The sequence below is a fragment of the Acinetobacter stercoris genome (genome assembly GCF_900323515.1).
Classification (GTDB): domain Bacteria; phylum Pseudomonadota; class Gammaproteobacteria; order Pseudomonadales; family Moraxellaceae; genus Acinetobacter; species Acinetobacter stercoris.
The window spans coordinates 1-14,446 of the sequence record NZ_OOGT01000093.1 but is presented as its reverse complement, the minus strand read 5'-3'; the positions used below and the strand labels follow the sequence as shown (position 1 = coordinate 14,446).

The 14,446-nt window shown below is 37.8% G+C and carries 14 protein-coding genes; 6 read left to right on the top strand and 8 right to left on the bottom strand.

Annotated features, from left to right (window positions below):
- Nucleotides 1–18 precede the first annotated feature (18 nt).
- Nucleotides 19–1,092 (top strand): sigma-54 interaction domain-containing protein, encoded by a 1,074-nt coding sequence (locus tag KPC_RS10905; protein WP_121974409.1) that lies wholly within the window; start codon nucleotides 19–21, stop codon nucleotides 1,090–1,092.
- Between the two features lie 17 nt (nucleotides 1,093–1,109).
- On the opposite strand, the gene tatC is transcribed toward KPC_RS10905, so the two are convergent.
- The 7 genes from tatC to KPC_RS10870 all read right to left on the bottom strand — a co-directional run bounded on the left by tatC (nucleotide 1,110) and on the right by KPC_RS10870 (nucleotide 6,100).
- Entirely contained in the window at nucleotides 1,110–1,862 is a 753-nt protein-coding gene (gene tatC / locus KPC_RS10900) for a twin-arginine translocase subunit TatC (protein ID WP_121974408.1), read from the bottom strand.
- Entirely contained in the window at nucleotides 1,859–2,269 is a 411-nt protein-coding gene (gene tatB, locus KPC_RS20865; RefSeq protein ID WP_121974407.1) for a Sec-independent protein translocase protein TatB, read from the bottom strand. Before tatB ends, tatC begins: the two co-directional genes overlap by 4 nt.
- Nucleotides 2,270–2,281: 12 nt before the next feature.
- Nucleotides 2,282–2,500 (bottom strand): Sec-independent protein translocase subunit TatA, encoded by a 219-nt coding sequence (locus tag KPC_RS10890; RefSeq protein ID WP_121974406.1) that lies wholly within the window; start codon nucleotides 2,498–2,500, stop codon nucleotides 2,282–2,284.
- Nucleotides 2,501–2,598: 98 nt separating this feature from the next.
- On the bottom strand, nucleotides 2,599–3,351 hold the full coding sequence (locus KPC_RS10885) for an ABC transporter ATP-binding protein (protein ID WP_121974405.1): 753 nt from the start codon (nucleotides 3,349–3,351) through the stop codon (nucleotides 2,599–2,601).
- Nucleotides 3,352–3,366: 15 nt separating this feature from the next.
- The gene (locus KPC_RS10880) at nucleotides 3,367–4,167 is read right to left on the bottom strand and encodes an ABC transporter permease (protein WP_121974404.1); all 801 of its coding nucleotides are present in this window, start codon (nucleotides 4,165–4,167) and stop codon (nucleotides 3,367–3,369) included.
- On the bottom strand, nucleotides 4,160–4,924 hold the full coding sequence (locus tag KPC_RS10875; RefSeq protein ID WP_121974410.1) for an ABC transporter permease: 765 nt from the start codon (nucleotides 4,922–4,924) through the stop codon (nucleotides 4,160–4,162). The genes KPC_RS10880 and KPC_RS10875 overlap by 8 nt, the downstream gene beginning before the upstream one ends.
- A 105-nt stretch (nucleotides 4,925–5,029) precedes the next feature.
- A complete protein-coding gene (locus KPC_RS10870) occupies nucleotides 5,030–6,100 on the bottom strand; it encodes an ABC transporter substrate-binding protein (protein WP_121974403.1) in 1,071 nt (356 codons plus the stop codon).
- Between the two features lie 328 nt (nucleotides 6,101–6,428).
- Between KPC_RS10870 and KPC_RS10865 the strand changes: the two genes are divergently transcribed.
- The 4 genes from KPC_RS10865 to KPC_RS10850 all read left to right on the top strand — a co-directional run bounded on the left by KPC_RS10865 (nucleotide 6,429) and on the right by KPC_RS10850 (nucleotide 9,742).
- Entirely contained in the window at nucleotides 6,429–7,559 is a 1,131-nt protein-coding gene (locus KPC_RS10865) for an LLM class flavin-dependent oxidoreductase (protein ID WP_121974402.1), read from the top strand.
- A 191-nt stretch (nucleotides 7,560–7,750) separates the two neighbouring features.
- Entirely contained in the window at nucleotides 7,751–8,566 is an 816-nt protein-coding gene (locus KPC_RS10860) for an energy transducer TonB (RefSeq protein ID WP_121974401.1), read from the top strand.
- 28 nt (nucleotides 8,567–8,594) lie between these two features.
- Nucleotides 8,595–9,335: a MotA/TolQ/ExbB proton channel family protein gene (locus KPC_RS10855; protein ID WP_121974400.1), complete on the top strand. Its 741-nt coding sequence runs from the start codon at nucleotides 8,595–8,597 to the stop codon at nucleotides 9,333–9,335.
- On the top strand, nucleotides 9,335–9,742 hold the full coding sequence (locus KPC_RS10850) for an ExbD/TolR family protein (protein ID WP_121974399.1): 408 nt from the start codon (nucleotides 9,335–9,337) through the stop codon (nucleotides 9,740–9,742). Before KPC_RS10855 ends, KPC_RS10850 begins: the two co-directional genes overlap by 1 nt.
- 70 nt (nucleotides 9,743–9,812) lie before the next feature.
- On the opposite strand, the gene KPC_RS10845 is transcribed toward KPC_RS10850, so the two are convergent.
- Complete coding sequence (locus tag KPC_RS10845; protein WP_121974398.1) at nucleotides 9,813–11,393, bottom strand: ABC transporter substrate-binding protein; 1,581 nt, start codon at nucleotides 11,391–11,393, stop codon at nucleotides 9,813–9,815.
- Nucleotides 11,394–11,680: 287 nt separating this feature from the next.
- On the opposite strand from KPC_RS10845, the gene KPC_RS10840 reads away from it, so the two are divergent.
- A complete protein-coding gene (locus KPC_RS10840; protein ID WP_121974397.1) occupies nucleotides 11,681–14,299 on the top strand; it encodes a TonB-dependent receptor in 2,619 nt (872 codons plus the stop codon).
- The last annotated feature ends 147 nt before the right edge of the window (nucleotides 14,300–14,446 follow it).

Here is a 14,446-nt window from a genome sequence, read left to right as displayed (position 1 = left end):
ATTATAAGGTTTAAATATATGAGCTCCTTTTTGGAAAATGATTATAAGGTCATCACATTACCTGATAATGGTGTGCCGATAAAACCCATTCGGGCAAAAGCAATTATCTTTTCTGATCAAAACTCGAGAAAATTATTGAGTCAAGTTGAAACGATTGCGCCGAGTCAAGCGAGTGTCATCATTCAAGGTGATTCTGGAACGGGAAAAGAATTGATTGCACGTGAAATTCATCTAAAAAGTGATCGAAAAAATAAAACTTTTTTGGCAGTTAACTGTGCAGCGCTGGTTGAAAATTTAGCTGAATCAGAGTTTTTTGGTTATGAAGCAGGTGCATTTACAGGAGCACATAAAACCAGAATAGGGATATTTGAAGCTGCTGATGGCGGAACTTTGTTTCTTGATGAGGTTGGTGAGTTACCTTTATCACTTCAAGTGAAATTACTTCGTGTTCTACAGGAAAAAGAAGTAACTCGAGTGGGCGGACGCAAGCCCATCCCGATTAATGTCCGTATCATCTCTGGTACGCATGTAGATTTACGAAAAGCGGTTGCTGAAAATAAATTTCGTCTGGATTTATACTACCGTTTAAATGTGGCAATGTTAAAGATTTTGCCTTTGCGTGAACGTAAAGGAGATATATTGCCTCTGGTTGATTATTTTTTAAACTCATATTCGCAAAAGCTGATTACATCAAAACCAAGTATTAGTGATCGGGCACGCAATGCATTATTAAACTATAACTGGCCTGGAAATATACGTGAATTAGAAAATAATATTCAGTATGCATTATTGATTGGTGGAGGAAAAACCATAGATGTTGAGCATCTCAGATTTTCTGAAGAACGCGAGAGTATCAGCAGTTTTACCGATAATGATTTGCTACAGGAGTTTGAAAATATATTAAAACGACTGTTTCAGGAATATGATGGCGAAGCATGGCAAGTGATTGAAGATAAAATTGTCAATACTGCTTTTTCTAGCTGCTGGAATAATCAAGTTAAAACAGCAAAAATGTTAGGAATTACCCGTAATGTTTTAAGAAATCTGTTGACACGTTATAACTTGCTACCATCAAAAAATGAAACTGCATGAACATTAGTAATTAATGTTCATTGTTCTGATTTTAAAGTTATTTTTGTTATTACTAAGCCCAGTTCAAACAGTAACCACATTGGAATAGCCAAAGCCAGCATGCTTAAGGCATCAGGTGGTGTGATCAGCATGGCGATAAAGAAGAAAAAAACAATAATTAATTTCCGATGTTTTTCAAGTTGTTGGATAGATAATAAACCAACCAATATTAATATATAAGTGACAACTGGGATTTGAAAAGCGATACCAAATGCCAAAAATAATTTTAAACAAAAATCCAGATAGCTATGAATATCTGTCATAGGTAAAACTTGTTCTGGTGATGTAAGAATAAAAAAATTCAGTGCTAAAGGAAGAATAATAAAATAGGAAAATGCTAAACCTAGGTAAAACAGGCTACTACTTGAAACAGTAAGTATGATTCCGAGTTTCTTTTCATGCTGATACAGTGCAGGAGCAATGAAACGCCAAAACTGATACAAAATAAAGGGAATGCTGATCAGGACTGCCAGATAAATATTGAGTTTAAATGGAGCAATGAACGTACTCATGACATCAGTAGCGATCATGGTTGAGTTTTTAGGCAGGATAGAAAGCAAAGGGGCGGCTAAAATATGATAATTATGTTTTGCTAAGGGGAGTAGTAATAAAAATGTGGTAAAAATCACTGAAATGCTCAGCAATAGACGTTTACGCAACTCTTTAAGATGTTCCGTATATTTCATTTCATTGAGATCGTGATCCAAAAGTGATTGATCAGCTTTGCTCATGCGGCGATCCCCTCCATGATTAAATCAATTTGACGTGTTGCTAAATATGGCACTGTAAAGGGGGGTGACGGGCAGGGCTGGAGTGCATAGATTTTAGGGCTGAATTTATTTGAAATGTTTTCAGAATAATCATGCAGTTCATTGATTTCAGACTGCATTTTTTCTAGTTGTATTTTCAGTTGATCTTCCATATTTTTAATTTTGGCTAATTCTTCTTGCATGACCTGTTTTAATTCAATCAGTTCCAGTTCGCGTTCAAAATCAGTTTGTAGTTTATTCAGTTGGGTTTTGATTTTACGATATTTTATCAAAACTGATTTTAATGTATGAGGTAATCTCTCTGGACCTAAAACCAGTAATGCAATCGTTGCAAAGAGTAGTAATTCGCCGAAACTGATGTTAAACATAAGGCGTGCTTCTTATGAATGATGATTTTCTTTATTTAAATCATGTGTGTGAACATTTTTTAATTGGGTTTGATGTTCTAGCGGTGTCTTTTGATCATCTTCATTAACAGAGTCTTTAAAATCTTTAATTGCACCACCTAAGTCTTTACCTAAATTTTTTAATTTAGATGTACCAAATAATAATATTACGACTATTGCAAATAATGCGATATGCCAGATTGATAATCCCATATTAGTGTTCCTTAAAATGTGTGTGGTTAATATTAGATAACATTGTTTGTCATATTTATGAAATAAAAATATAATCAAAACATATATGAAAATATTCTCTAAATATGATCAAGTTGATTTAATGCCTGATTTCGTAATTTGAATAAAGCATCACTAGAACGCTGTCTAGGATGGGTAATGGGAATATCAATGATATTTTTAATTTTTCCAGGACGGGCAGACATAATAATCACCCGATCACCTAAATAAACGGCTTCTTCAATATCATGGGTAACCAATATCATGGTAATTTTTTCATGTTGCCAAATACGTTGTAATTCAACTTGTAAATGACCACGAGTCATTGCATCGAGTGCCCCAAAGGGTTCATCCAATAACAAAATATCGGGTTTGTTAACCAAGCCACGAGCAATGGCAACGCGTTGCGCCATCCCTCCAGATAGTTGATGAGGATAAGATTTTTCAAAACCTTGCAAACCAACAATGTTGATATGCTCCTGAATCAGCGATTGTTTTTCATTTTGTGTGAATGCCGTTTCTTCCAAAGCCAAACCAATATTTTCTGTGATATTCAGCCATGGTAATAAACGATGCTCCTGAAAAATCAAGCCGCGTTTTAGGTCTGGTTCACGAATCGGGGTTTTATTGAGTAAAATTTCTCCCTGATAATCCTGATCTAAACCTGCGATCAGTCGCAACAGTGTAGACTTGCCACAGCCGCTACTTCCAACAATGGAAATAAATTCCCCTTGTTGAATATCAAGATTAATACCATCTAAAACGGTTAAGGTTTTATCGTCACGCTGAAATGACTTATTTAATTTTTTTATGGAAAGTACTGAAAATGTCATAGTCATCCTACCGAGTCAGGTTAAATTTTGGGGGCGCCATTTCAGTTGTCGCTTTGCGAGGAGATGGACGAAAGTTGTCATGAGAATCCCCAAGAGGGTAACGCTAATCGCACAAACTAAAATGATATCCATTTCTGCATTCACTTCTGCTTTCATCATTAAATTGCCTAAACCTGTGCCAGCATTAAAGAGTAGCTCACTTGCAATGGTGGTGATCCATGTAAAAGGCACAGCCAGATTTAATCCAGTCAAAATATAAGGTTGAGCTTGAGGTAAACGAATTTTTTGGAACTCTTTCCAGACGGACAGTTGATAAATCTTGGCTAACTCATGATATTTGTGCTCATTTTGACTTAAGCCTTGAAAGGTATTAATGACTAACGGAAAAAATGAGGCCAATGCAATAATGAAAACTTTGGCTGATTCACCATTGCCAAACCATAGTGCGATAAGTGGCGTTAAGCCCAGTAGAGGAACTTGGCGGATACTGTTAAATAAAGGTGAAACGAATCCATGAATGACTTTGGAATAAGCCATCAGGGAACCAAGTAAAATGCCAGAAAAAGAACCAATGATAATACCGAGAGCAGCCTTTTTTAGACTACCCCATGTGTTTAGCCATAGCTCACCATTGGTTAAAAGTGTGATAAAGGCTGAATAAATACTCTGTAATGGAACAAATGCATAAGCCTGACTTGCACCACGTCCGGCATTATATTGCCAAAGTATGAGTAACAAGATTGGCAAAACCAAGCCCTGAAGTTTTATGTGATGTTGCCTGATATATTTTTGGATAGAGAAGAAGGGGCTAGACATTTTTTTCTCCAGAGATTTGTGGTTGGTAACGGGAAAACCGTTGTTCCAAAAGGCGCAACACTTTATCTAGAGAAAAGCCAATTAAACCTGTAATAAAAACACCAACCATCACGATATCTAAACGTAACATTTGACGAGCCAGCTCCATCATTTGCCCTATCCCAGTACCAGCTGCGAGTAGTTCCACAGCGACTAAAATAAGCCATGCCCGACCTAAGGCTATACGTAATCCGCTTATAACCGGTGGTAATGTGGTGGGGAAAATAATGAATTTAAGCCAGCTCCATGTTTTAAATTTATATATCTTGCCAAGTTCAATATATTGTTTGGGAATGTTTTTAACGGCATCTGCTGTTGCCAAAGCAATTGGAAAGAAACAAGCTTTAATGATGAGCAGTATTTTAAAAATTTCACCAATGCCAAAAATCAAAATAAAAATTGGAATAAGTACAAAGATTGGAATTTGATACAGCACATTAAATAACACATATGTGTAGTTTCGAAATGTCGTAAAGGTTGCGTAGAGTATTCCAAAAAAGATCCCAGAGATTGTAGCTATGCTAAAGCCAAACACAAGACGATAAAGGCTGTCTTTGAGGTGCATACCTAACTCACCACTGTGGAGTAAGCTTATAAATGTATTCCATACTGTTTGTGGCGGAACTAAAATCTGTGAGGGGAAAAGTTGTTTTTCAGAAGCGATGTACCACAGTAATATGACTAAAATAGGTGATAAAAAAGCCAATATGCTATACATCAGCTCAGGTTTTATTTTGTTGGTTTTTTTCGATATTTTATGTGTTACTCCTGTATTTGACAGGCTATTGGCAAGGCTTTTCATGCTTATATCTCCTGTCTTGGCTTAAGGTTGAGCTGCTTTTAAATTTTCTATCGCTTTTTCGGTAAATTGAGGATTAAGTAGATCTTTGGCTTGAATAGGTGTTTGTATCAACTGTGCTTTTAATGCGTAATCAATCACGTTGGTATAATGTTGATTCAGAAAATCAACACGGTAACTCGGTGTCCAGTCTTGTACCCAAGAACTGGCGGTATTGTTATATTCACGTTGAATCACACTTAAGGGTTGTCCAAATTTTGTTTGACTCTGTTCATAAGCATCTTTATGTGTAGCCACCCAATTCATTGCCCGAACAGTAGCATCAGCAAGTATCTGTGTTGCTTCGGGATTGTTTTGAATATATTCAGTACGTCCCCAAAGTTCTGCACGCATTTTCCACTCAGCAGGAAGGCTTTGAGATGACCAGATGATTTTTCCTAATTTACGATCTTCTAATGTTAAAGCATCACTTAGGGTAAAGAAGGCATCTACACTTTTGGCGGATAAAGCAGCCGCACCTGCTTGAGGATTAAGATTAAGAATTTGGAAATCTTTTAAGTCTAAGCCTTTGCTTTGAATGAGTTTCGAAAAATTAATTTCCCATGGACGACCACGATGTAGTGCAATTTTTTTCCCTTTTAAATCTTCAATTGATTTTACATTTGAATCTGGTGGGACGATGAGGTAGACATTATTACCAACGCTACCAGGTACAACGATCTGGGTTTTTACTCCTGTTGCATTTAAAACAACGGCTGGAAGATTGCCATAATATGCAAAATCAATTTTGTTATTGATAAAGCTTTCATTGACCAGCGTAGCAACAGCCGCTGTCGTGACAGGTTCCCACTGTAATTTTATATTTTTCTTTTTTAATGCATCCAGAAATACCTGATCGTGTGCAATAAGTTGTGGTATCCCAATAAAATCAACAGTCCCAGATGTGCCATTGGCAACTACAGCAATTCTTAATTGTTGTTGAGTTGAGGATTGGGTATGACTTGGACTCTTATTGCCATCAGATTGTTTAGTGCATGCCACTAAAGCTAAGCTAGAAAGACCAAATACGAGAATACCGGTAGAAAAAATTCGCATAATATAGACAGCTGATAATCATTTATCATCTGTTCAGCAAAAAGTAAGCCAAAATAAAATTACTATATTAATCAATTCATTATGTGTTTCTTTGAATTTAGATACGATTTCATCTGTATTGTTTGTTGTTCTATGTGCAAAAAAATCAAAAGGGTGTTGAAATTCCAACACCTGACTTTTAACTCTATTTTTTATCTCTATAAAATTCAATATATTATTGCTATATAAAAAAATATAAAACCCGGCATGTTTCCTGCAAAACCTTCTGTGTCATCGCTATAGATGTTGTTAAGCATTTAATTTTTAATCTGGATTATTGAGATAAATTATGTCTGTTGAGTTTTTGTGGAGAATCCCTGTACATGGTGACGGACGCCGTGCACATAATTTACATACACGCGGCGAATGGAATCAATTAAAACCGAATCAAGCTCCTCAACGCGTTGCACCGCAACATGATGATCAGCACTTTGCCTATTTTGATTATATTAAACAAGTTGCCCAAGCTGCCGATATTGTTGGTTTCCATGGTGTTCTTATTCCTGCCTTTCCTCAGACAGAAGAACCGTGGGTTTGGGCTTCTGCTCTGGCACGTGAGACAAGGCGATTACGGTTTTTAATCGCTATTCAACCGTGGTTTATTCATCCTGCTTATGCGAGTCAGATGGCAGCCAGTTTACAGCGTGTGAGTAACGGGCGGGTCGAATGGAATGTCATTTCTGGTGGAGGGGGAGAACAACAACGTTCTTATGGTGACTTTATTGCACATGATCAACGTTATGCCCGTACCAACGAGTTTTTAGATTTTGTCAAAGGTTATACGCATCATTCACCCTTTAATTATGATGGCGAGTTTTATCGTGTTGAAAATGGTGGTTTGCGCTATCCAATGAATCAATATGAAGTTCCACGTATCTGGCTGGCTGGAGCAAGTGACGCTTCTTTGCATGTTGCTGGCCGTCATGCTCAAATCCACCTGACTTGGGGAGAGCCTGTAGCACAGCAGAAGCAGGTGATTGATCAGACAAAGGCTTTTTTTGAAAAACACTATCCTGACAGTAAAGTTAAATTTGGTATGCGTATTGATGTTTTGGCTCGTCCTACTGAGGAGCAGGCATATCAAGAGCTTAGGCTGATGCATGAAACGATTGCCAAAGAAAATTTGGGCTTTGAAAAATCGGATACTGAATCTGTTGGGGCAAAACGCCAGCAGGCACTTGCACAAAGTTCCCGTTTTGAGGATCTATTTGTTAGTGAAAACTTTTGGGCAGGGATGTCCAAAGTCAGAGGAGGGCCAAATGGTATTATTGTGGGGAGTTATGAGCAGGTCGCACAGCGCCTGCAAGAATATATCGATATTGGAGTGGAGCATTTTATTCTAGCCAGCAATCCGCATTTAGAGGAAGCCTATAGAATTGGAGAAGAAGTATTACCGTTGCTTGGATATAACTTTAAATGATTAGTTTTGAACCCCCTTGAATATCAACGGGGTTCATGTTGACATAACAACAAATATTGTCTCAAAAGCAACAATAAATATTGGTTTTTATATATTTTATAATGTTATTTCCAGTAAAAACAAAAACATAAATCATTGGCATGGCTTATGCAAATTTAGCTTAATCTTTATTTCTATTGTCATTATTCGTTATGAGTGAGATTAGTCTAAATCATCAAAAAAAGGCATTGCTGTATGAGCACTACGCAACATTGCAGAACGCTACTGAAATTGCAGATCCTTTTATACATTCGGTTTCAAAGGTTAGAAAACCTTTAGATCCAAAGTTGAATAAAATTCTTTTGGCATTATTGGCAGTTGCTGCTGCGCATACTGTTATCTGGTATGTCTCTAAATATTTTCCTGTATCTGAGCAAAAAGTTATACAACCAAAACCAGTCGTGGTTGAAATAGTAAAACCGATTGAGCCACCCAAGCCGATTGAACCCAGGATACCTCCTGTGACCCAAAAGCCCAAGGTACCCCCTATTGCTAAAAAAACAGAACCTGTTGAAAAACCATTAGAGACGCCAAAGCCTAAACCGGTACAGAAAACTCAGGAAGCACCAAGACCGGTCGAAAAAGAGCCGGTTATTCCTCAAAAGACAGTTGCTGAACCTGTCGTGAAACAGGAGGTAAAACCTGAACCAGTTGTAAGTAAGCCTGTTGAAGAAAACTTGCCCGTGACAGAAGCCAGAGGCTATGCAGGATATTTGAGTAATCCTGCTCCAGAGTATCCCGAACAGGCTTTGGAACGAGGATGGGAAGGTTCAGTCATTTTACGTGTCAAAGTTTTACCGAATGGTAGCCCTGCATCTGTAGATGTCAAACAAAGTAGCGGGAAAAAAGTGCTCGACAGTGCTGCTGTTAGAACAGTTAAACAATGGAAATTTTCACCTGCAAAAAAAGGCAATACAGCAGTTGAAGGCTGGGTGGACGTACCTATTCACTACCAATTACCAAAATAAATATTGATTTAATATGAGGATTTAAAAAATGTCAGACATTAATTCACTGATTCATGATGCTACGATTTGGTTGCTCGTTATATTTTCCATTATCACATGGGTCTTGATCGTTGTTAAAGTTTTTCAAACGCAAAAAGCCACTAAACAAAGTAAGGCATTTGTGGACAGATTCTGGACTGCCAAGAATATCAATGAAGCCATTAACTTGGCCAAGCAATCGGATGGTCCAACTGCACGTATTGCCAATGAAGGTTTCCAGACTTTAATCAATGCTGATGACAAAACTCATCAGGATTTACAGCATAGCTGGAGTCGTCAGGATCTATTAGAACGTCATTTACGCAAGCAGATTTTAACAGAGCGCCGTCAACTTGAAAAAGGATCTGCTGTACTGGCGTCAATTGGTAATAATGCGCCATTTATTGGTTTGTTTGGTACAGTTTTCGGGATCATTCATGCTTTACAGGCAATCGCAAAATCGGGTAATGCAAGTATGGATGTTGTAGCAGGACCGATTGGTGAAGCATTGATTGCAACAGGTATTGGTATTGCTGTCGCTGTTCCTGCAGTTCTGGCTTATAACTATTTCATTCGTAAAGTGAAATCAATCGGAGCAGATTTGGATGATTTTGCTACAGACTTTGTCAGCCTGAATCAAAAAGCGGGCTTTCAACTGAATATCAGCAGCAATACTCCACCTGTTTCTTCAGTAACCCAAAAAACTGATCTGGGGAATAAAGAAGTCAAAGAAAAAGGAGTGTTTGCATAATGGCTATTTCAACCTCGCAAGAAGACGATGTAGTTAGTGAAATCAACGTTACACCACTGGTTGATGTGATGTTGGTTCTATTGATTGTATTTATTGTCACCGCACCGTTATTGACTAATACTGTCAAAGTGAATTTGCCAAAAGCAGCACCAACCCAATCAATGGATCAAAGTAAAGCGGTCGTGATTAGCGTAAATCCAAAAGGTGAAATCTTTTTGGATAAAGATAAGGTTGCCCTTGAAAATTTTGAAAAAGAAATTCAAACTCGTAAAAATGCAAATAGTCATTTGGCTTTAAACTTAAATGCTGATGAAACTGTTCCTTATGGCACTGTAGCAAAATTATTGGCAGGTATTGAAAGGGTCGGTGTTGAAAAATTATCAGTGATTACTGTACCAGCTCAATGATTTATCTTTGATAAAAAAACTGCGAATATCGCAGTTTTTTTATATTTTGAGAAAAGGGTAATTATTTATCTTAGGCTTTCCATAGCTTTTCAAATCGCCAAGTTGAAAAAATAGTATGCTCTGCATGTAAGCCACCAATTTGTTTAGATGCAGCATCAATTGAATTACTAAATCCCCAAATCAGCATCGCACCCCGTTCATACTGAATACGCTGCGCCTGTTCTAAAATGGTTTTGCGTTTTTCTACATCAGGCTCGGATAAACCTTTCAGAAATAAATCTGAAAATTGAGCATCTTTAAAATTTATTTTTTGTGTTGTTGAAATCGGTGCATCATTCACAACAGCTGTTGACAAATAAGGTGTTCCGACGTTGATGCTATTTGTGGAGAACTGCCATTTATCGCGTTGAGGACCATTAAAGGTTGCCATATCGACCTGTTTCACACGCACCGTAACATTGGCAAGTTTTGCCTGTTCTGCAAATATGACTGCTGCCTGACTATTTAGTGCTGGTGCAATTAATTCAACAGATAATCCATTTGCAAAACCAGCTTCAGCCAACAATTGTTTTGCTTGGGCTATATCCTGTTTACGCTGCGGTAAACTTGATAAATAAACGGGATCTTGTGGTGAATATAAATCATTGGCTATACGACCTTCACCATTTAATGCTCTTTGTACCAGTTCTTCCCTGTTGGCAATTAAGCGGAATGCTTGACGGACTTTGGGGTGGTTAAAGGGAGCTTGCTGGGTATTAAAATCGAAACCATTATGAATATTGGTTTGCGAGTAATAAGTCTGAATATGACTGGCTTTTTCTAGGATTTTTTTATATTCGGGAGTGATGGCATTGGCGATATCAATTTGACCAGAAAGCAATGCATTTAAACGTGATATTTGATCTTTAAAATCTATAATTTCCAGACTATCTGCATAAGGAAGATGTTCTTTATAATAATTTTCAAATCGGGTAAATGTAGAACGCTGCCCAGGAATAAATTCTTTAACTTTAAATGGCCCAGCACCTACAGGATTTTTAATCGGATCAAAATCGGTGGGAACGATACCTCCAAAGTTGACCCATGTTTCAGGTAGCGCTGCAAACCCAGGAACGTTGGAGGTGCTTTTGATACGGATCGTATGATCATCGAGCTTTTTGACTTGTCCACGATCTATCCACTCTACCAGTGAGCGAAATGGTGAAGCCAGTTTGGGATCTGTTAAACGCAAAATAGAAAAAATGACATCGTCCGCAGTAATGCTTTTGCCATGATGAAACTCCAGACCTTTTTTCAAGCGGATTGTCCATTCACTGGCTGTGGCATTTGGCTCTGCAAATTCTGCTAAAGCTAGACGCGGCAGCATTTGCTCATCCCATTCCCACAGCTTATTGTAAACCGCAAAACCACGTGTAATGCTGCTCCCTATGGGTGATAAATGTGGATCAAGATTTCCAGCTTGTTGACCACCAATAATACCCATACGAATTGTTCCACCTTTTTTTGGTGTTTTTTGATCAAGCGAGGTTTCTTTTCGGGATTTCTGATCGCAGGCGGTTAATCCTCCAATGAGAGAAATCCCTCCTGCTACAGCTAAACTATTGCTTAAAAACTGGCGACGGTTGATTAAAGTCGGATTTTGTTTGGTCATGTATTACTCAAATCAGAATTGACATAGTTATTGAGGTAATTGCATAAGTAATGCCAAAATTAACCAAGAAAAAGTTGTTGTTTTATATATGGTTAGAGTTTGTATTGTTTTAATACTGTCTGTATTTCAACATTTATTCTGGATTTTCAACAGAAACTGCTAAAAAACAATCAAGTTTAAAAAATAAAATCTATATAAATCATTGTATTAGTTTATTGTTTGAGCACTATTGAGTTTGGCACATGATTTGCGTTAAAGCTCCGTAATTGTTAATTACCAGGTTGTATATGAAGCAGACATTTAGAATAAAACCGCTTGTCGTTGCATTGGGCTTTTTAAGCACGACGTTGTCATCCATGGGGTATGCACAAGAAACCAGTGTCAAACCTGAGACAAATGAAACTGATGCTGATGTTATAACTTTGGGAGATGTGGTCGTAACAGCGAGTAGTAAAAAGAAAATCACGAATCTTCCAACTCGAAAAGTCCGTTCAATCTATGGCACAGACAGTACTGTACTTGATACCCCACGTGTTGTTTCACAAGTATCTGAGCAGCAGTTTAGAGAAGATGTAATCCGTAGTGCGGATGATTTGGTGAAATATGCGCCAAGTATTACAAGGGGCGGCGGGCAAAATGCCAATTTTGCACCGCAAATTCGTGGACAAAACTCGGAGGTATTTCAGGATAACCAGCGAGTTTATAGTAATCGGCATCCAACCAACTTTAATGCATATGAAGCGGCTGATATAGTGGCAGGTCCAACGGGCATTATTTATGCACCGACATCAGGCTCTGGTGGCTATATTAATTACATTACTAAAAAGCCAAATTTTATTAAGCGTGAAACGACGCTACAAGGGACGGTTGGCTCGTGGTATGAGGGGAATAAAACCAAACCTAATTTTTCTCTGAGTGTTGACCATACTGCCCCGATCAATGAAAAACTGGCTTTTCGTGTGAGTGCTACAGCACAAAAATCAGATGATTATTATGACAATGTCAAAAATAATTTTAATGCTTTTTTCGGTGCTTTGTCATGGAGACCAAATGATAAATTAAAAGTAGACTGGAATATCAGCTACGATGATTATTATGATTTTAATGTAACTCATGGCTGGAACAGGGCGACTCAAGAGTCCGTTGATAGCGGTTTGTATTATAAGGGACGTGCTACACCGATTATTCAAAATGGCTCATCTTATTGGTCTCCTGTTTTTGCATCTGGAGCAGCGAATTCAAGTGTGATTGGCTGGCAAGAAAGACAAAAGAATAACCGTAATCAGTATGTTGCCGTAGGGGAAGTACATAAAACAGCACTACCTAATGCAACTGCTGCCCAAGCGGGGACGATTCGTGGTTGGGTATATGATCCGTCTATTCCAGGTAATGGTTTGGTTAAGTTAAAAGATTCCGTTTCTGGTCGTGATGAGGATAAAAACAGTTCAAAACGATTAAGTACTCAGCTAAGAATTATTCAGGATTTAAATGATCACTGGAGTATTTCAAATAGTACGCTTTATCAAAATAATAAAGATCTGGGCAATTCTGTAGGCAGTTTTTTTACTGATTTAAAGGATGAAATCCTTGATAACCGTTTCGAGTTGTTAGGGGATCACGATTTTGAGTTTTTTGGAGTTAAGGTGAGTAATAAAAGCAGTACAGGGACAGCTTTTCGCCATGAAAGCTTTAAATCATTGGCAGCAAACAACAGTTTTAATATCAACCCTTATGATTTGACGAATAATCCAAGCAATAAAAATCCGGGTGCATTATTAGGGTTAAATAATCCAACACATTTACAAGGCGGATGGATCGGTCAGGCAGGTATTCCACAATATTCAAGTTATTTTGGTTATTTGAATCTACCACAGATGTATCCGATTGGTGGTGGGCTTTATGCTGAAAAAGGAGGCTTTCCAACCAGTGGCGCTGCTGTTTATACAGGTGAGGGCTTTTGGGATACTTTAAGTGTATTTACTCAACAAAATTTTGTTTTTAATGACGTGGCAGGTATAAATTTAGGAATTAACCATAGTTCAGTCAAAGCCAAACTGGAAAATCCAGTGGTGATTAATCCAGCAGATGCACGTTCAAGTAGTGGCAAATATAGTCTTTTGAGTTATCAGATTAGTCCGTTTATCAAACCGACTAAAAATAGCACAATTTATTTTACCTATGATAAAAGCACAGCTATCAATACAGGCGTCTTTGGTCCATTTTTAACATGGGGACCAGGAAATCGACTTAATCCTGATTCATTTGACAGTACAAGTGAATTGAAGGAGGTTGGGATAAAATACGAACCCTTGCCTGACAAGTTATTTTTAAGTTTGAGCTGGTTTGATCAGACTCGAGATCTGTCGCCAGATACCAATGGCAACATGGCAAAATTTAAAATAAAAGGCATTGAGTCTTCTATACGCTGGCAGCCTAGAAATAATCTTGCCATAGGTGCGAACTTGACCAAATTTGATGCCGAATATACGGATATCAGTCTCGCAGGTTTTTCACCTGTGGGATTTGTACCTGATAACGCTACTGTCTGGGGGGATAGTAATGTACTCAACCAGATTAAGGCAGGTCGTCATGATGCAGAGGGGATTCCAAAGTATTCTGCCAGTGCTTATATTGATTATAGACACCCTTCTGGATTTGGTGCGAACCTTTCTGCTTGGTGGTCTAGCTGGTGGTATACCAATATCAGCCAAACGGTGAAAGTGCCTAATAATTATAATTTGGATCTGGGTCTGTATTATCGTCAGCCGCAATGGACTGTAGGACTGAACATTTTAAATCTGACCAATGAACGCAATTTTGTAAATGGTTTATCTGGAGCGAATACGGAGTTTTTACAGCCAATGCGACCTTTAACCGTTCAAGGGCAGTTTAGTTATAAGTTTTAAATCAAGTGTTTGATTTACCATGTAACTTTTTCCACCTTGGGTTACATGGTTTTTTTATACAGTGACTATAAAAAAATCAATAAAATAAAAATTGTTGGAATTACAACATTGAAATTANTTTTATTGTTCCTTAAACAACATATTACC